Annotated in this window: 20 protein-coding genes; 6 read left to right on the forward strand and 14 right to left on the reverse strand. The window is 39.0% G+C overall.

All coding sequences use genetic code 11. The features are described from left to right. Nucleotides 1–35 precede the first annotated feature (35 nt). Together rimK and BTO22_RS02655 are read right to left on the reverse strand one after the other, a co-directional pair. On the reverse strand, nt 36–941 hold the full coding sequence (gene rimK / locus BTO22_RS02650) for a 30S ribosomal protein S6--L-glutamate ligase (RefSeq protein WP_105054167.1): 906 nt from the start codon (nt 939–941) through the stop codon (nt 36–38). Further along, a complete protein-coding gene (locus BTO22_RS02655; RefSeq protein WP_060993619.1) occupies nt 941–1,381 on the reverse strand; it encodes an ATP-dependent zinc protease family protein in 441 nt (146 codons plus the stop codon). The genes rimK and BTO22_RS02655 overlap by 1 nt, the downstream gene beginning before the upstream one ends. A gap of 489 nt (nt 1,382–1,870) precedes the next feature. Here BTO22_RS02655 and BTO22_RS02660 point away from each other — a divergent pair, with 489 nt between their 5' ends. Then, nucleotides 1,871–3,217, forward strand: coding sequence for a sodium-dependent transporter (locus BTO22_RS02660; protein WP_105054168.1), 1,347 nt, complete (start codon nt 1,871–1,873; stop codon nt 3,215–3,217). 75 nt (nt 3,218–3,292) lie between these two features. On the opposite strand, the gene BTO22_RS02665 is transcribed toward BTO22_RS02660, so the two are convergent. The 3 genes from BTO22_RS02665 to BTO22_RS02675 all read right to left on the reverse strand — a co-directional run bounded on the left by BTO22_RS02665 (nt 3,293) and on the right by BTO22_RS02675 (nt 4,710). Beyond that, nucleotides 3,293–3,481, reverse strand: coding sequence for a DUF4250 domain-containing protein (locus tag BTO22_RS02665; protein WP_105054169.1), 189 nt, complete (start codon nt 3,479–3,481; stop codon nt 3,293–3,295). Beyond that, on the reverse strand, nt 3,481–3,687 hold the full coding sequence (locus tag BTO22_RS02670; RefSeq protein ID WP_045101423.1) for a YaeP family protein: 207 nt from the start codon (nt 3,685–3,687) through the stop codon (nt 3,481–3,483). Before BTO22_RS02670 ends, BTO22_RS02665 begins: the two co-directional genes overlap by 1 nt. Nucleotides 3,688–3,816: 129 nt before the next feature. Next, nucleotides 3,817–4,710 (reverse strand): dihydrodipicolinate synthase family protein, encoded by an 894-nt coding sequence (locus BTO22_RS02675; protein WP_105054170.1) that lies wholly within the window; start codon nt 4,708–4,710, stop codon nt 3,817–3,819. Between the two features lie 293 nt (nt 4,711–5,003). Here BTO22_RS02675 and BTO22_RS02680 point away from each other — a divergent pair, with 293 nt between their 5' ends. Continuing rightward, entirely contained in the window at nt 5,004–5,882 is an 879-nt protein-coding gene (locus BTO22_RS02680; RefSeq protein WP_061013598.1) for a MurR/RpiR family transcriptional regulator, read from the forward strand. 64 nt (nt 5,883–5,946) lie between these two features. Here the strand turns inward: BTO22_RS02680 and nagA are convergent, their stop codons facing one another. After that, nucleotides 5,947–7,107, reverse strand: coding sequence for an N-acetylglucosamine-6-phosphate deacetylase (nagA, locus tag BTO22_RS02685; RefSeq protein WP_105054171.1), 1,161 nt, complete (start codon nt 7,105–7,107; stop codon nt 5,947–5,949). A 248-nt stretch (nt 7,108–7,355) separates the two neighbouring features. Here nagA and BTO22_RS02690 point away from each other — a divergent pair, with 248 nt between their 5' ends. Genes BTO22_RS02690 through nanQ form a run of 4 tightly spaced genes read left to right on the forward strand, consistent with a single transcriptional unit; the run spans nt 7,356 to nt 11,039 of the window. Beyond that, nucleotides 7,356–8,063 carry an N-acetylmannosamine-6-phosphate 2-epimerase gene (locus tag BTO22_RS02690; protein WP_105054172.1) on the forward strand — a complete coding sequence of 236 codons (708 nt, stop codon included), beginning with the start codon at nt 7,356–7,358 and terminating at the stop codon, nt 8,061–8,063. Further along, on the forward strand, nt 8,060–8,935 hold the full coding sequence (locus BTO22_RS02695; protein WP_105054173.1) for an N-acetylmannosamine kinase: 876 nt from the start codon (nt 8,060–8,062) through the stop codon (nt 8,933–8,935). The genes BTO22_RS02690 and BTO22_RS02695 overlap by 4 nt, the downstream gene beginning before the upstream one ends. A 59-nt stretch (nt 8,936–8,994) precedes the next feature. Beyond that, on the forward strand, nt 8,995–10,512 hold the full coding sequence (locus tag BTO22_RS02700) for a sodium:solute symporter (RefSeq protein WP_081091614.1): 1,518 nt from the start codon (nt 8,995–8,997) through the stop codon (nt 10,510–10,512). A 56-nt stretch (nt 10,513–10,568) separates the two neighbouring features. Beyond that, nucleotides 10,569–11,039, forward strand: a complete 471-nt coding sequence (nanQ, locus tag BTO22_RS02705) for an N-acetylneuraminate anomerase (RefSeq protein ID WP_105054174.1) — start codon at nt 10,569–10,571, stop codon at nt 11,037–11,039. Between the two features lie 117 nt (nt 11,040–11,156). Here the strand turns inward: nanQ and ureG are convergent, their stop codons facing one another. From ureG to BTO22_RS02745, 8 genes are all read right to left on the reverse strand, one after another. Beyond that, nucleotides 11,157–11,777: an urease accessory protein UreG gene (gene ureG / locus BTO22_RS02710; RefSeq protein ID WP_060993609.1), complete on the reverse strand. Its 621-nt coding sequence runs from the start codon at nt 11,775–11,777 to the stop codon at nt 11,157–11,159. A gap of 10 nt (nt 11,778–11,787) precedes the next feature. Continuing rightward, a complete protein-coding gene (locus tag BTO22_RS02715; RefSeq protein ID WP_105054175.1) occupies nt 11,788–12,453 on the reverse strand; it encodes an urease accessory protein UreF in 666 nt (221 codons plus the stop codon). Between the two features lie 11 nt (nt 12,454–12,464). Next, complete coding sequence (ureE, locus tag BTO22_RS02720) at nt 12,465–12,953, reverse strand: urease accessory protein UreE (RefSeq protein ID WP_105054176.1); 489 nt, start codon at nt 12,951–12,953, stop codon at nt 12,465–12,467. Between the two features lie 71 nt (nt 12,954–13,024). Then, complete coding sequence (gene ureC, locus BTO22_RS02725) at nt 13,025–14,728, reverse strand: urease subunit alpha (RefSeq protein ID WP_105054177.1); 1,704 nt, start codon at nt 14,726–14,728, stop codon at nt 13,025–13,027. Beyond that, on the reverse strand, nt 14,728–15,087 hold the full coding sequence (locus tag BTO22_RS02730) for an urease subunit beta (protein ID WP_060993605.1): 360 nt from the start codon (nt 15,085–15,087) through the stop codon (nt 14,728–14,730). The genes ureC and BTO22_RS02730 overlap by 1 nt, the downstream gene beginning before the upstream one ends. Before the next feature lie 10 nt (nt 15,088–15,097). After that, nucleotides 15,098–15,400 (reverse strand): urease subunit gamma, encoded by a 303-nt coding sequence (locus BTO22_RS02735; RefSeq protein ID WP_060993604.1) that lies wholly within the window; start codon nt 15,398–15,400, stop codon nt 15,098–15,100. Nucleotides 15,401–15,415: 15 nt separating this feature from the next. Next, nucleotides 15,416–16,279, reverse strand: coding sequence for an urease accessory protein UreD (locus BTO22_RS02740; protein ID WP_105054178.1), 864 nt, complete (start codon nt 16,277–16,279; stop codon nt 15,416–15,418). A gap of 370 nt (nt 16,280–16,649) precedes the next feature. Then, entirely contained in the window at nt 16,650–17,237 is a 588-nt protein-coding gene (locus tag BTO22_RS02745; protein ID WP_105054179.1) for an ATP-binding cassette domain-containing protein, read from the reverse strand.

Raw genomic sequence — 17,237 nt, forward strand, 5'->3', positions numbered from 1 at the left:
CCGAGTGCGTTAGTATTTCAAACGCTTGATTTTTTTTAGCCTTTGCCACGAGTTTTAGTCCTTTTAGTCGCTGCATTTTTCTCAATAAAATCAATAATTAGGCCAGCAACATCTTTACCAGTTGCTTTTTCAATGCCTTCTAAGCCCGGAGATGAGTTCACTTCCATAACTAGTGGACCACGCTCAGAACGAAGTAAATCTACGCCTGCTACATTTAAGCCCATGATATTTGCTGCAGCTACCGCTGTCTTACGCTCTTCAGGAGTTAATTTAACTAGTGATGCTGAACCACCGCGGTGTAAGTTAGAACGGAATTCACCTTCTGCACCTTGACGTTTCATTGCTGCGATCACTTTGCCACCAATTACGAAACAACGGATATCTGCACCGCCAGCTTCTTTGATGAACTCTTGAACCATGATGTTTGCTTTTAAGCCCATGAATGCTTCAACAACACTTTCTGCTGCTTTACGCGTTTCTGCAAGAACAACACCAATACCTTGAGTGCCTTCTAAGAGCTTGATCACAACTGGCGCACCGCCAACCATGTCTAATAAGTCTTTTACGTCATCAGGCTTGCTTGCAAAACCTGTGATAGGCATACCAATGCCTTTACGAGAAAGTAATTGCATTGAACGAAGTTTGTCACGAGAACGAGTGATCGCAACTGATTCGTTTACTGGATATACGCCCATCATTTCAAATTGACGCAGTACCGCAGTACCGTAGAACGTTACTGATGCTCCGATACGAGGAATGATAGCATCGTAATTAACAAGCTCTTCACCCTTAAAGTGGATCTGAGGTTTTTCTGAATTGATATTCATATAACAACGTAACGCATCAATCACTTTTACTTCGTGTCCACGACTCTCTGCTGCTTCAATTAGGCGGCTTGTAGAGTAAAGAGATTGGTTACGCGATAAAATACCGATTTTCATTATAAATTTTCCTCAAAATCAACTAGGTAAGACGATGATGGATCAACAACAATGCGATCTTGCATTGATGTTCTGCCAAGTAACATACGAAACACCATTGTTTCTCGGTTACTTAATGTAATTTGTACTGGCCATTCTTGGCCTGCTAGTCGGATCATTGTTTTGATGACATAACGCATCTCTTCTTGTCCGCTTGAACTTTTTACTGAACGCTGATCGAAAATTTTAGCTTCGCATATTTGTACGAAGTCATTATTTCTTTTTTCTGGATGAATCCAGAAGCGGACCCAGTCTTCACCATCCTTTGTGAAGGGCTCTACTTTAAAAGCATGTAAACAAGAAGTTTTGGCGCCAGTGTCAACTTTTGCCTTAATTAATTTAATACCAAGTTCTGGAAGGCTTAATGATTCGCGCCATCCGACAATGATTTTATCTGTCATTAATTTGTCTCAAATAGAAAAAATCCACACTAAGTATAGTTAATACTTGGCGGATATCTAACCCATTTGGCTACCATCTAATTGTCTGAGTGTGTAACTCAGTAGTCTGGAGTTTGGTGGAATACGTAGAGAGGTGTTATAGGATGTGTACACCGTGACTCAATGACGGCGAATTTATCAGTAGTTTTTAATTTCGTCAAATAAAAAATAGATTATAATTTTGATGCTTTTGCATTAGTTTTTCTAATGCTTTATGTTGTGAATAGATAATGTGATTTTATTTATATTGTTTAAAAAAAGAACACCGAAATTCTCTTTTTTTAACAAATAATGAATAAATATAATGCTGCCTATTGGTGCCGTTGAGGTGAGAAGCTCTGGACTCTTATTTGTTATGTAAATAAATGAGTTAATTAGAGATTTAAAACTGGTGTTTAATTATGAGTAAAGTTATTATACTTGCATCGTACTAGTTTGGTGATACAGAGAATGACGGATAATAGAGAAAGTTTTAGCTCAAGGATAGGGTTTATATTAGCAGCAGCAGGTGCCGCTGTTGGATTAGGAAATATTTGGGGATTCCCAACCCAAGCTGCTAGTAATGGTGGTGGGGCTTTCTTATTGGTTTATCTCATCATGATCCTTGTGGTGGCTTTTCCTATGCTTGTTGTCGAAATGGCGATTGGCAGACATGGTCAAGCGAACCCTGTCGACAGTATGCGTTCATTGACTTCTAATCCAATTGGTAAGCGCGTAGGTGCTTTTGTTGGTTGGATTGGTTTGAGCGTACCTAGCACTGTATTGATGTTTTATAGCATTGTTGGTGGCTGGTTAATCTGTTTCTTACTTGGTGCAATGGCAAATGTGGTTGGGCTGCATGATATTGCTGAATGGTTTAAAGGCTTTAGCATTGAACGTAATTTACTGGGTACGATAATCTTTTATGTATTAACTATTCTAATCGTACAAGGTGGAATTAAAGACGGTATAGAGAAATGGTCAACTCGTTTAATGCCTGCTTTGTTTGTTTTATTTGGCTTATTGTTTGTTTATATCATGATGCAGAAAGGTGCCGTTGAAGGATTAAAGCATTATTTGATCCCAGATTTTGAAAAGGTAATGGACAAAAAATTGATCCTTGCAGCCATGGGACAAGGTTTTTTCTCTTTGACTATTGGTGGTTGTTCAATGCTGATTTATGGTTCTTATTTAAGTAAAAAAGAGAACCTACCAAAGATGGCAATGAACGTAACTTTGGTTGATACGGCTGTCGCATTTATTGCTGGATTAGTGGTAATGCCTGCAATGTTCGTTGCGATGGAAAAGGGTGTTCAAATCTATGCAGAAGACGGTTCACTAATCAGCTCTGACACCTTAGTATTCACTGTATTACCAATGATGTTTGATAGTTTGGGTTTATTTGGTGACTTGTTCGCAATTGTATTCTTTTTATTATTAACGATTGCTGCATTAACTTCTTCAATCTCAATGCTTGAGTGTTCAGTCTCTTTAGTGAGTGAGCGATTTAAAACAAAAAGAACACCAACAAGCTGGGTATTAGGTGCACTGATAGCAGCTTTCAGCGTTGTTATTGTCTTTAATTTTGGTGACTTATTTGGCTTAGTAGCTATGATTGCGACTCAATATTTACAGCCTGTTGCGGCATTACTGTTCTGTGTATTTGGTGGTTGGGTATGGAGCCGTCATTCAAAAATTAAAGAACTTGAGCAAGGTTACCCAGAATTTCAACAAGGTTTCTTCGGTAAGATTTGGCCTCTGTATGTGAAGTTTGTGTGTCCTATCTTAGTGATTACCGTTCTTTGGGCATCGTTCTAGTATCATTAACGTAAATAAAAGGGCAGAACAATGATAATGTTGTTCTGCCCTTTTTTGTTTTTGAGCAATTAGAGTTTATCTAAATTGTTTAGCGTCGACTAAGTAATCAAAGCCAGCATCAGCCAGTTTTTTGATTAGCGCTTCTTTGTCCAATTCATAGAATTTTACGTAACTATCTAGATCACCAAACTCATCGCGGATCTTCATATTAACCATGCTCATAAGCATAATCGGATCCATTGAAGTCATCTTTTCAGGTGTCATTACTCATCCTCAAAATCAGAAATTAATAAATTAGCGGCAGCAAATGCGGCTTTTTCACGAGTTGCTTTTGGAAGCGCTTCGTCAGCGGCAATATCATTTAGTGATTTAACAGCACAAGTAATCGCTTGAGGGATGTAGCCCTGATCGCCACTACCAATTAATGAATACAACTCACGAACCATCTCACAACAATCATATACTTTCATTAGACTTTCCATTTTAAAATGATAACTGCTGTGAAGTTTACACGTTGAAAAAGGGAAAACCTAGATCAAAAAAAGCTGAAAAACCTAGGGGGAAGTTTTTCAGCTTTAGAGCAAAGGAATAGCTGTCTTTTATTGGATGAAGCCAGCAGATCTCATTCTAGTCACTACTGTTGTTTTCTGTTCAGCAGTTAATGGCATTAACGGTAAGCGAGGGTCTCCAGCATTAATATCATGAAGTTCCATCGCTACTTTACCGGCAGCTACGCCTCCAAAATCAACTAATACACGAATAAGCTCAATAACATTTGTCATCTTATTAAATACGGCTTCTTGATCACCACGATTAAACGCATCGATGATTGAATTGAAGTGAGGAGCGGCGTAGTTATAAGTACTGCCTACTGCGCTTTTAGCGCCAACCGCTAATGCACCTGGTAGATGTTCATCAACACCAAATGGAACATCAAATTTGCCATCACAAGCACGAAGACAACGTTGGTATTCGTATAAATCGCCACTGTTAAATTTAAGGCCTGATAAATTAGGAATGCGTTTATCGGCTTGGATTAAAAACTCTTCCATATTTAAATTCACACCAGACATGCCTGAATGGTAGTAGTAAAAGCCTTTTGATGGTGCTGCGGCAGCGATAGTTGCACAATATTCAACGAGATCAGCCACACTGCCCGGCTTGAAAAAACATGGCCCAATTGCTGATGTTGCTAAAATATCCAGTGTATCTGCATGACGTGTCAGCTCTAGCGTATCAACAATGCTTAATGCGCCTGTATGTACAATGATATCTAATTGATTATTAGAAGCGCTTACCCAACGTTCAGCAATTGCTTTACGCTCTTCAACACTACAGTGAATACCTTCACCTGTTGTACCACATACATAAATGCCTTTTACGCCATCTTTGATTAAATGCTTGGCGATTTTATCAATCTCTTCAAAATTTACGTTGTTTGAAGAATCAAAAGGTGTATGTGGAGCAGCAATTAAACCGGTTAACTTTTTCATTTAAGCCTCGTTAGTTTATTTCTTTATGAAGTTATTCTTCATTTAAATATCAATTCTGGAGTTAAACTAATCTTATGGAGTAAAGTTTCATTTAGCAACCTGAAAAGTGTTGGTTGATGTGCTAAATGTGATCTGTAAGAGGTAATTTAGATCTTATTATTTTTATATGCCTCTAATTTATTCTTTTTTAGTCGATAAAAGTAATGGGTTAATTATGGAGTTACACTTCACAAAATAAGGTTGCCGTGACAAAATGAAATGAATAGGGTGTTTTATTCAAGGATCATTTACTAATGTCCAACCATAATATTCAAATAAAAGCCGGTAACATCATCGATACCATAGGCAGTCTTTATAATAGTTTAACGCCATCATCAAAACGCATTGCTGATTATGTTGTGTCTAATGCTTCTCAGGTCAGTAAGCATTCAATAGCGGAGTTATCGCACCTTGTTAATGCAGGTGATGCGACTATCATTCGTTTTTGTCGTACATTAGGCTTTAAAGGTTTTCAAGACTTTAAAATGGAATTGGCAATAGAAGTGTCTAATCTTCAAGGTCGAGAGAAAGATATTTTTGATACCGACGTAACGGCGGAAGATAACGCTGAAGTCATAGGGCATAAACTTCAATCAACCATTGAAAGTGTATTGTCTGAAACCATGAATCTTCTTAATTTCCAATCTTTAGAGTCAGTGGCTGAAGCACTTAAAGATGCAAAAGCTATTTATTTTTTTGGTGTGGGTTCATCAGGATTAACGGCGGAAAGTGCAAAGCATAAATTTATGCGAATTGGTTTGAATGTAGATGCATTTACTAATAATCACTTTATGTATATTAAGTCATCTTTAATGCAACCGGGGGACTTTGCCGTTGGTATTAGCCATTCTGGAAATTCGTTAGAAACGACGAAAGCATTGCGTTTAGCGAAAGAGAATGGGGCGACAACAATCGCAATCACTCATAATCCTCGCTCAGATATCACTAAGTTTTCTGATTATGTATTAGTAAATGGAAATAGGCAGGGGCAGCTTCAAGGTGACTCGATTGGCACTAAGATCTCTCAACTATTTGTATTGGATTTGATTTATACGTTATTGGTCAAACGTGATATCAGTGGAGCGAAAGCCAATAAGTTAAAAACAACGGAAGCGCTTTCTAACCAGTCATAATTGATAATAGGCTTTCAAATAAAAAATTAGGCAGTGAATATAAAGCATATTCACTGCCTATTTTTTATTTTTGATGCGCTACTTTACCCATTTGGATTGTAGTCGTAACGTCATTATTTTTATCAAGTAGCGTAATGTTAGCTTTATAGTTTTCTTTTAATTGGCCATATTCATTATCTATTTTTAACGCTTGAGCAGGATACAAACTTGCCATTCTTAACGCTTCTTCTCTTGATAATCCCACATGATTAATGAGATTTTTTACTCCATCAATCATGGTGATGGCAGCACCAGCAATTGTGCCATCCTCATAATGACATTTACCATCAGTAACAAAAGCTTGTGTTCCTGCCATATCAAATTCAGTTAAATTGGTTCCTGCTGGAGTAACCGCATCCGTCACTAAAAATAATTTTTCTTTTAGCTGTTGATGAGCAATTCTAACAGATGGATAAGAGGCATGAATACCATCAACAATAACCCCTGCATGAGGCTTTTGATCGAAAATATAGCCAACTACACCGGGCTCTCTTGAGCCAAGAGGAGTCATTGCATTGTATAAATGTGTTGCCATTGTAAGACCTGACTTTGTATTAACTTCTTCATAGGTAGCATTGGTATGTCCAATAGAAACGGTAATGTCAGCATCCGTTAAACAATCTAAAACCTCTTGAGAAATATGTTCAGGTGCAATTGTAATTACCTTTATAGAGGCGCTATTTTTAGCAAGTAATTGGGCGGTTTCTAAATCTAATTCTCGAATATATTGAGCTTGATGTGCGCCTTTTTTTTCTATGCTAATGAAAGGACCTTCAAGGTGTAGTCCTAGAATGCCTTCTTGCTCTGCTTCTTTAAAATCAGCCATCATCATTAATGTGTTGTGCAAATCTTTCTCTGTACTGGTGATTAACGTCGGAAGGTATTGAGTCGTACCATACATTAGATTTGTTTTATTCATTGTGGCTAAGGTAGAAAGAGAAATATCGGTATTTAATAATACTCCGCCACAACCGTTTAATTGAATATCAATAAAGCCAGATGTTGCTAAGGCACCATTACCGTCAATGGTCTGGAGAGATAAATTACATGCTTCGTTCATTGAAATAACGGATGAAATAGTATCGTTCTTTATAATAATTGCTTGTTTTTCTTCTATTTTCTGGCCGTTAAAAAGATTAACGTTAGTAATCATATAATGATTATCGTGAGTATTTTCTCTGTTCATTATTTTACCTATGCAATCAATTTGTAGTTATTGTTTGGAGTTAAGCTCCGAGTTTATATTGATTGAAAATACAGTAATGTTGTTTTTCAATCAATATAAATCAAGGGTTTTGTTCTTATTGGTTGGTGTTGTTTACTTTTTTAGTAGATCTAGATCTCCATTTTTACATCTTTTTGTTGAAGTATAACTCCATAAATATATATTGGAGTAATACTATTATACTGTTGTGAAATTTGGAGTTTGGCTTTATGGGAAGCAATATCAACAAAACACTGAATGCATTATCGCAAGGTTTCGTTTCATCATGTCAACCTGTTGATGATGGACCTATGGATACTCCTGAAATCATTGCGGCAATGGCAATGGCAAGTGTTGAAGGCGGTGCTGTTGGTTTAAGAATTGAAGGCATTGATAATTTAAAAGCGGTGAGACCTCATGTCTCTGTACCTATTATTGGCATTGTTAAACGAGATTTAATGGATTCAGAGGTACGAATTACCCCTTTTATAGAAGATGTAATCGCATTAAAAGAAGCGGGGGCTGACATTATTGCTATTGATGCAACTCATCGACCTCGTCCTATATCCGTTGAAGAGTTAGTTAGAAAAATACACAGCTTAGGTTGTTTAGTTATGGCGGATTCTTCAACTTATGAGGAAGGTATGTTTTGTCATGATCTTGGCGTAGAGATTATAGGAACAACATTATCTGGATATACGACTCCAATTACTCCCACAGAACCGGACTTTCCATTCATTCAACAGCTTGCAAGCCAAGGGTGTTTTGTTATGGCTGAAGGGCGTTTTAATTCCCCTCAACTGGCTCGAGAAGCAATTGAAGCAGGCGCATCTTGTGTCACTGTTGGTTCTGCGATTACTCGGATTGAACATATTTGTGATTGGTTTAAAGCAGAAGTTGAACTTGGTAAACAAAATACCATTAAGGACATCGCATGAGTTCTTGTTTAGCGGTCGATATTGGTGGAACTAAGATAGCAGCAGCGGTTGTTGAATCTGGAAAAGTGCTACGTCGCCATCAAATATCTACCCCATCATCGACTAACCCAAAAGAGATGGATAACGCATTAAAACAACTGCTGACTCCATTCTTAAATGAGGTATCAACAGTTGCTGTGGCATCTACAGGGATCATTAATGACGGGATACTTACTGCGTTAAATCCACGTAATCTTGGAGGGTTAAATAATTACCCACTTCGTTCTGTGATTGAAGCTATCTCTAAAAAACCAACAACAGTGATTAACGATGCTCAGGCTGCGGCGTGGGCAGAGTACCAAACTCTTGAGTTAAATAGAGTCAATATGGCTTTTATTACCGTATCTACGGGAGTCGGGGCAGGCGTTGTTATTAATAATGATTTGCTTATTGGCGCTAATGGCATCGCTGGTCATGCAGGGCACACGCTTGCTGATCCTAATGGACCGATATGTGGTTGTGGTCGACAAGGCTGTGTGGAAAGTATTGCTTCAGGAACGGCGATAGGCGAAGCCGGAAAAGCCTTTTTTGGTGATGACTGCACAGGTGAAATAGTTTTTAAGCATTTCACTCAAAATAATCCGAATGCAATAGATATCGTCAATCGCTCTGCAAAAGCTATCGCACATTTAATCGCCGATTTAAAAATGGTTCTAGACATTGAATTGGTTACTTTAGGTGGCAGTGTTGGCCTTGCTCCTCAGTATTTAGATCGCGTACAGCATTATTTAGCACAACAACCTTCTCCTTATCAAACTCAAATTCAGTCTGCTCGTTGTGGCGCTGATGCAGGATTGATAGGCGTCGCTCATTGGGCTAGCACAACACATTAAATAAGAATTTATAAGAAATAGAAATTTAACCCTACAAAAATTATAAAAGGTATATTCGAATGGAAGCACAATCATTTGGTACAGTAAATTATATCGCTCTTTTTGCCTATCTAGCGGCAATTATGGCGGTGGGTGTTTATTTTGCGCGTCGTCAGAAATCCGCTGATGATTACTTTAAAGCAGGAGGGCGGATCCCCGGTTGGGCTGCAGGTTTCAGCGTTTTTGCTACTACATTAAGCTCTATCACATTTATGTCTATTCCGGCAAAAGCGTACACCAGTGACTGGACATTTTTGATTGGTCAATATGTTGCTATTGCTATTCTTCCTATTGTCTTTTGGTTCTACATTCCTTTTTTTAGAAAGTTGAATCTTACTTCTGTTTATGAATATTTAGAAAGACGTTTTGACGTAAGAATGCGTTTGTTTGGCAGCATTTCTTTTATGTTATTTCATATTGGTCGTATTGCAATCGTTACTTATTTAACCGCGTTAGCACTAATGCCATTCATCGATATTAGCCCATTAATGATTGTCTTCTTAATTGGTGTTCTTTGTATTATCTACACCTTCCTTGGTGGTATTGAAGGCGTTATTTGGACCGATGTAATTCAAGGTATTATGCTTTCTATTGCGGCTATTCTTATCTTTGTTGTTATCTGTTTTAACGTAGATGGCGGCATTGTTGAAGTGTTTAGCATGTCAAATCAAGCAAACAAATACTTCCCAACTGAGCAATTTAGTTGGAGTTGGACTGAAAGTACGATTCCGGTATTAATGATTGGTTTCTTCTTTGCTTCTCTACAACAATTCACAGCAAGCCAAGATGTGGTTCAACGTTATATCGTTACCGACAATATTGATGAAACTAAAAAAGCACTGATCACGAATGCAAAATTAGTTGCTTGTGTTCCTGTGTTCTTCTTTGCGGTGGGCTCTGCACTATTTGCTTACTACACTCAAAATCCTGAGCTGCTTCCTGCTGATTTTAATACTGGTGGTATCTTGCCTTTCTATATTATTTCGCAAATGCCTGTCGGTGTTGCAGGTCTGATTATTGCCGCTATTTTTGCTGCATCACAATCTAGTATTTCAAGCAGCTTGAACAGTATTGCCGCGTGTTTTACCTCTGATATTTATGAAAAAGTAAGTAAAAACCCAACCTCTGAGCAGAAACTAAGAGTGGGTAGAACCCTAACGGTTGTCGCTGGTATTTTGGGTGTTGTTGCTTCTACTTATTTGATTATGTCGAATGAAAGTGAAATCTGGGATGCGTTTAACAGCTTACTTGGCTTGATGGGTGGCCCAATGACAGGATTATTTATGCTAGGCATCTTTATCCGCCGTGCAAATGCAAACAGTGCGTTACTAGGTGTGGTTGCAAGTATCGCTACTGTGTTGTGGGTTCGTTCTGCTACCGATTTAAACTTCTTCTTCTACGGTGTTATCGGGACGTTGATGGTGGTTATTGTTGGTTATTTAACGGCACCGATGTTTAAAAATAATTTAAATAGCGACGAAATTGATGAGTTAAGTGCAACGAAAGACAAGAACTCAAAATCAGCAGCAAAAGCATAATTGATAATTTACTTTGAGCCTTTGCATTTACCTAAAGGCTCTTTTAAGGACAGTTTATGATTTACGGTCATATTGAACATCAAAAAACAAACCAGTATTTACCAAGTGTTATTCAACAATGTTTAGTCTATTTAAATGAGACAGATTTAGAAGCGTTGCCAACAGGAAAGCACATTATTGATGGTGAGCGAATTTTTGCTAATGTAATGGAATTTGAAACAGGTGAAGCAAGCAGTAAGCAAGCTGAAGTGCATAAAGAATACATTGATGTGCAATGCTTAATTCGTGGTGAAGAGCGTATTCAATATTCATTGGAAGATGCGGAAAATCCAATCGCTAAATCTTATGATGAAGAAAATGATTTTTACTTAGTAGAAAGTATGAATCAATGTAATGAAGTGATTATGCATCCTAAAATGTTTGCTGTGCTCTTACCTGAAGAGCCACATAAACCGGGGTGTCTAATATCTCAATCTGGATTGATTAAAAAGATAGTGATTAAAGTTCATCGAAGTTTATTAGCATAATTGATTGAAAATAAAAGCCCTGATAGGTACTTAGTTATGGCATAAGTATTATCAGGGCTTTGTCTTATCTAGAAAGGATTTTATTGATGCTTGTTTATCGTAATTTGCTTAGCGTAATTATTTTACGTCTAGCATGCCGCGATCAACGATGAATTCGATAATTTTTTCTAGGCCAACGCCTTTTTTCAGATTGGCAAATACGTATGGGCGAGTAGGGCGCATACGAGCGGTATCTGATTCCATTACTTCAAGAGATGCACCAACATACGGTGCTAAGTCGATTTTGTTGATGATCAATAGATCTGACTTAGTAATACCTGGGCCACCTTTACGTGGGATCTTTTCGCCTTCAGCAACATCAATCACATAGATGGTTAAGTCAGCTAACTCTGGACTGAATGTCGCACTTAGGTTATCGCCGCCGCTTTCAATAAATACCACATCTAGATTTTTATGGCGCTGTGCTAACTCTTCAACCGCAGCTAAATTCATTGATGCATCTTCACGAATCGCTGTGTGAGGACAGCCACCCGTTTCAACACCAATGATACGATCAGCAGCAAGTGCTTCCGCTTGAGTTAATATCTTTGCATCTTCTTGAGTATAAATATCGTTAGTGACTACGGCGATTTGGTAGGTATCACGCAGTGTTTTACACAGAACTTCTAATAGTGCAGTTTTACCTGAACCAACAGGACCGCCAACACCAATACGTAAAGGTTGTTTGTAATCTTGCATTTGCTTCTTCTTATGATCTAAATAGTCGAGTGTATTGGCTCTCGTGTCGAGAACTTGCCAATACTTGCGCTGGGGTGAAACTACCAATGAGGTGTTCAGGCCAGTGCTGTGATTTATCTACTGCTTGTAAGATAACGTCTGCCATTTCTAATAGCAGTTGTTGTCCTGCACTTTGTCCTAGAGGGACAAGCTTTATGCCAACAATGGTGGCATTTTCAAGCCACCCCCAGGCATACGCTGCGGCTAACTTTCTTTCTGATAATTGCCAATGGTTAGCAGCAAGTGCGAATGCCGCAATTTGAGTCTGCTTTACCATTGGTAGGGTGGTTTGATTGAGTTCAATCCCTAATTTTGGTAATAACATAGAGAAGGCCAATCCTCTCTGTCTCTCTTCAAGACGTAGTTCTTTAGTCTCTCGATTGGCGATAACAAAATCGCTCCATTCTTGAGCTTCTTGCCATTGTTCATTTTTTATTAATTGCGTCATTTTAGCCAAAATAGGCAGCTCTAATGTGGCAATGCTGTCCATTAATTGGTTGCTTAGCCAATGTTTTAACTCTGTAACATTGCTAACCCAGCCTTTTTCTATTGCCCATTCTAACCCTTGAGAATAGGTAAATGAGCCAACAGGTAGTGATGGGCTAATTAGTTGGTAGAGCCTTAAATCCTCTAACACAATGGCCTCGCTTAATGGTGGTGACCATCGTGTGAGCCAGCACTTGAGCCGCCATAAGCGCCCGGTTCTGGTTGGTATTTAGCTTGTTCTACTCTTACGTTTAATCCTAAACGTTGCACCATGTCATCCAGTACGTGATCGTGTAGGTAACGGCACCAACCTGCTTCAACTTGTAGAGGTACGTGACGGTTACCTAGGTGATAGCATGCTTTTGCTAGTAATAGTAAATCATCGCTGTAAACCGTTGATACCGTCTCTTCGGCTGCGGTGATCATCGCTTGAATACCATCATCGCTTTCTACAATGTCGTGTTCTTTTAATACGGTACCGCGAGGTAAGAATAGACCCGCATCAGAGCCATCACTTAAGGTGACTTTTAAACGACTTTTTGTACGCTCTAGCATCGTTAGGCAAAGCGTAAGTCCTGTTGTGTCGTGTGAATGCACTTCACCGTGATGATCGTCATGGTGGTGATGTGCAAGGTGAGTAAATTTAATCATGATTATTCACTGTAAAAGGTGCTCCACCAGAACTAGGAAAACTGGCAGAGCAAGGTTGCTTGGATAATTATTTAAAATAAGAAATAACGCTGCGCCATTGGTAACTCAGTTGCAGGTTCGCAAACAAGAGGGATGCCATCGGCTTTAACAATATAGGTCTGACTATCTAATTCGATGTTTGGCGTGTAACTGTTGTGTATCATCGATTTTTTCGAGATATTACGGCACCCTTTCACTTCACCAATTTGGCTTTGTAAATTTAATTGTTCAGGAACGCCAGCTGCAATACCTGCTTGTGACATAAAGATCATCGATGTTTTATGCATAGCTTTGCCATAACATGCGAACATTGGACGATAATGTACAGGTTGAGGCGTTGGGATTGCGGCATTAATATCTCCCATTGGTGCATAAGCAACTAAGCCACTTTTAATAACAAGGGCAGGTTTTACACCAAAGAAAGCAGGGCTCCATACCACTAAATCGGCTAATTTCCCGACTTCAACTGAACCTACCTCATGTGAAATACCATGGGCAATAGCTGGGTTTATAGTGTATTTAGCGACGTAACGTTTAATACGCTCATTGTCGCTATGTTCGTTATCACCTTCTAAAATGCCACGTTGAAGTTTCATTTTATTCGCACATTGCCAAGTACGGATGATCACTTCACCAACACGGCCCATCGCTTGTGAGTCTGATGACATCACAGAGATTGCGCCCATGTCATGAAGAATATCTTCAGCGGCAATGGTTTCACGACGAATACGAGATTCAGCAAAGGCAACGTCTTCAGGGATCGATGGATCTAAGTGGTGGCATACCATCAACATATCCAAGTGCTCATCAACGGTATTAATCGTATAAGGCATAGTTGGGTTTGTTGATGCAGGTAAAATGTTAGGTTCACCGACAGATTTAATTACATCAGGTGCGTGACCGCCGCCTGCGCCTTCGGTGTGAAATACGTGAATAACGCGATCACCAATGGCTTTAACGGTCTCTTCGTAAAAACCACCTTCATTTAAGGTGTCTGAGTGGATAGCGATTTGAATATCCATCTCATCTGCCACATTAAGGCAGTTATGAATTGCGGCAGGGGTAGCGCCCCAATCTTCGTGGATTTTTAAGCCAATAGCGCCCGCTTCAATTTGTTCACGTAGTGCTTCTGGTTTACTTACGCAGCCTTTACCAAATAGGCCAACGTTGATCGGTAAATCGTCCACCGCTTCTAGCATACGGTGCATATTCCAAATGCCCGGAGTTACGGTTGTTGCATTTGTACCTGCAACTGGGCCTGTACCACCACCGATAAAGGTTGTTACGCCAGAGGTTAAGCCTTCTTCTGCTTGTTGAGGACAAATGAAGTGAATATGAGTATCAACACCGCCAGCGGTAATAATTTTACCTTCACCAGCAATGACTTCAGTGCCAGGGCCAATAACGACATCAACATTAGGCTGTACATCTGGATTACCGGCTTTACCTATACCAAAGATACGACCATCTTTAATACCAATATCAGCTTTTACAATGCCCCAGTGATCGACAATTAATGCGTTGGTAATCACAGCATCAACACATTCACTGTTAACGACTTGGCTTTGACCCATACCATCACGGATCACTTTACCACCGCCGAATTTTACTTCTTCGCCATACGTAGTGAAGTCTTTTTCTACTTCTAAAAATAGCTCAGTATCAGCAAGGCGCAGACGGTCGCCAGTGGTTGGGCCAAACATGTTGGCATAAGCAGTACGAGAAATACGAGTCATTATTTCGCCTCTTTATCGTCAGTTAATGTTGTGGTATTTATCATGTCATCGACATTGCCCATCACCGCGCCTTGAAAACCGTAAATTTCGCGTTTACCTGAAAATTCAACCAGTTCAATAGTTCGACGTTGACCCGGCTCAAAACGGATCGCCATACCCGCGGGGATATTTAAACGAAAGCCTTTGGTTGGTTCACGGTCAAACTTCAGAGCTTCATTTACTTCATAAAAATGGTAATGAGAGCCGACTTGAATTGGGCGGTCACCATAATTAGCGACCGATAATTGATGTGTTTTACGGCCTACGTTTAATTCGATTTGGCCAAGTTCGTCATTAACTCTTAATTCACCAGGGATCATCATTAGTTCCTTAAACGATAGGATCGTGAATCGACACTAATTTGGTGCCGTCAGGGAAGGTACATTCAACCTGAACATCTGGGATCATTTCAGGAATTCCTTCCATTACATCATCAGCAGTTAAAATTGTACGACCGTAGTTCATGAGGTCTGCCACTGTTCGCCCATCACGAGCACCTTCCATTATTTCAAAACAGATTAAGGCGATGGCTTCTGGATAATTGAGTTTTAATCCGCGAGCTTTACGTCTTTCCGCGATCATGCCCGCAGATGCAAGCAGCAGTTTGTCTTTTTCTCTTGGTGTTAATTCCATTGCGATTCCAACTTATTATGTAGCCCAGATGCGTGGGACTTCGGGTAATGTTCCTAACCAGTCTTGGCGAGTGTGTTGCCATAAAGTGCTGAAACACGCCATCATGGGTTCTGTTTGGTAACCTAAATAGCGGATAACCAATAAGCCATCAATTTGAGTAATTCCACAAATAGGATCGCTATTGCCAAATAACCCAGTTTGTTCATGGAAATGTTCATCTATCAGTATTCTTAACTTGTCTTCTAATCCCTCAGAAGCGGGGTAAATAAAGAGATTGCCAAGCATTGGGTAATCTCGCATTCCTGCGGCATGTTTTGTTTCATCGAGGGAATCGATATACATGGATTCTGACAGAATTAATTTGTCATCAATTTTAATATTAGTACGGCCTGTCACCATGCCATTTTCAAAAATCTCATTGAGAACTGGGCGACCAAAACAGTTCATTTCCCAGCCAATAAAGTGAGCGTTTTTATGCAGGGTTATTTGTGTATTCAAGCGCGCTTGGCCATTAGGAAAAAAGATATTTTCTTGGGGAAGCCATTCTAAGAAACCAGTATCATCCACATTTAAGCGCTGTGTTTGAGTTGATGTTGCACCTGAGCTTCGATAAAACTTAGTCGCTCCGGGTGTGGTAATTAATGAATGTGCTTCTGGGGCGACATGAATATTAATATTGAGTTGATCACCACCGACTACGCCACCTGGAGGGTGAAGTAGATAAGTATGAGCTATCCCAACTTCTGGATAAAAAGGGCGCTGCACCATTAATGGGCCAACTTGTTCACGATGAACTAGTTTGGTATTTGAGCCTCTTTTTTCATAGAAAAGGGATATATCTGCTAACCAACCAGAGGGTGATGTATTTATTTCAGACATAATTGGTCCTGCCGATATGGCATATTTTCTTTAAAAGAAATAATGAAAACAAATAGCAAAATACTCCAGTTTTTAAAAACTAGAGAAGTAAGTATTCTAAATAAATTGTAAGAGCCTAAATCGCGGCAGTGTTGAGTTAAGTACTCATATTTACAGTAAAGGTAATCTAGTTTGAGTGAACATGAATATGAAAAATAGATTAACTTTAGATAAGGTTTTTGAACGCTTTGTGATCTGGATATTAATCCTATATTTTAAACTTGGCAACAGAAATATAGTGAAAAAAGAGAACTTTTTTAGGTCTTTAAATTTGTTAAATATAAGTAGAAAATTTATTCTAAAATTTAGTCAATATCTTTGAATAAAATGTCTATTTTAAGGTAATTACTTTTTCACAAATGGAGTTAAGTAAGCTCTTTTCATGTGAAATAATTAAAAGCCCAATATTTTTTTCTTTACTTAGTTTAAGTAATTGTGTCCAAATTGATTGCTGAGTTATCGGGTCGAGTTGAGCTGTTATCTCATCACACAATAAATATTGAGTGGTAGGCAATAATGCTCGTAGCAGTGCGATACGTTGAAGTTGTCCGCCAGACAACTCTTTTGGGTAGCGAGACAGCCATTCCTTTTCAATACTAAAACTCTTTAAATGGGAGTCAAAATCGACTTGGCGAAAGCTTTCTTTTAGTGATTTTAATAATGTCCATTTTGGATTAAATGAAAGCTCTGGATGTTGCCCGACCCACTGTACGGGATTGGCTTTATGTTTATCGTAAGCGGGTGTTACTACGATGCCAGAAGTTGGTATTAGAAAACCAGAAAGTAACATCGCAACGGTTGATTTACCTGAACCGCTAACCCCATTTAAACCAAGAATATCCCCCTGTGCTAAACGGATATCAGGTAAGGGCAGCAATTTTGTTTGATAACGAACGGTCGCGTTAGTTAAATAAATCAT

Origin of the sequence: Aliivibrio sifiae (assembly GCF_002954705.1) — a bacterium.
Lineage (GTDB): Bacteria > Pseudomonadota > Gammaproteobacteria > Enterobacterales > Vibrionaceae > Aliivibrio > Aliivibrio sifiae_A.

Coding starts and splice junctions, on each gene's coding strand:
- rimK (WP_105054167.1), bottom strand. CDS start 941: ATGAAAATCGGTATTTTATCGCGTAACCAATCTCTTTACTCTACAAGC.
- BTO22_RS02655 (WP_060993619.1), bottom strand. CDS start 1,381: ATGACAGATAAAATCATTGTCGGATGGCGCGAATCATTAAGCCTTCCA.
- BTO22_RS02660 (WP_105054168.1), top strand. CDS start 1,871: ATGACGGATAATAGAGAAAGTTTTAGCTCAAGGATAGGGTTTATATTA.
- BTO22_RS02665 (WP_105054169.1), bottom strand. CDS start 3,481: ATGACACCTGAAAAGATGACTTCAATGGATCCGATTATGCTTATGAGC.
- BTO22_RS02670 (WP_045101423.1), bottom strand. CDS start 3,687: ATGAAAGTATATGATTGTTGTGAGATGGTTCGTGAGTTGTATTCATTA.
- BTO22_RS02675 (WP_105054170.1), bottom strand. CDS start 4,710: ATGAAAAAGTTAACCGGTTTAATTGCTGCTCCACATACACCTTTTGAT.
- BTO22_RS02680 (WP_061013598.1), top strand. CDS start 5,004: ATGTCCAACCATAATATTCAAATAAAAGCCGGTAACATCATCGATACC.
- nagA (WP_105054171.1), bottom strand. CDS start 7,107: ATGAACAGAGAAAATACTCACGATAATCATTATATGATTACTAACGTT.
- BTO22_RS02690 (WP_105054172.1), top strand. CDS start 7,356: ATGGGAAGCAATATCAACAAAACACTGAATGCATTATCGCAAGGTTTC.
- BTO22_RS02695 (WP_105054173.1), top strand. CDS start 8,060: ATGAGTTCTTGTTTAGCGGTCGATATTGGTGGAACTAAGATAGCAGCA.
- BTO22_RS02700 (WP_081091614.1), top strand. CDS start 8,995: ATGGAAGCACAATCATTTGGTACAGTAAATTATATCGCTCTTTTTGCC.
- nanQ (WP_105054174.1), top strand. CDS start 10,569: ATGATTTACGGTCATATTGAACATCAAAAAACAAACCAGTATTTACCA.
- ureG (WP_060993609.1), bottom strand. CDS start 11,777: ATGCAAGATTACAAACAACCTTTACGTATTGGTGTTGGCGGTCCTGTT.
- ureE (WP_105054176.1), bottom strand. CDS start 12,953: ATGATTAAATTTACTCACCTTGCACATCACCACCATGACGATCATCAC.
- ureC (WP_105054177.1), bottom strand. CDS start 14,728: ATGACTCGTATTTCTCGTACTGCTTATGCCAACATGTTTGGCCCAACC.
- BTO22_RS02730 (WP_060993605.1), bottom strand. CDS start 15,087: ATGATCCCTGGTGAATTAAGAGTTAATGACGAACTTGGCCAAATCGAA.
- BTO22_RS02735 (WP_060993604.1), bottom strand. CDS start 15,400: ATGGAATTAACACCAAGAGAAAAAGACAAACTGCTGCTTGCATCTGCG.
- BTO22_RS02740 (WP_105054178.1), bottom strand. CDS start 16,279: ATGTCTGAAATAAATACATCACCCTCTGGTTGGTTAGCAGATATATCC.
- BTO22_RS02745 (WP_105054179.1), bottom strand. CDS start 17,237: ATGATTTATTTAACTAACGCGACCGTTCGTTATCAAACAAAATTGCTG.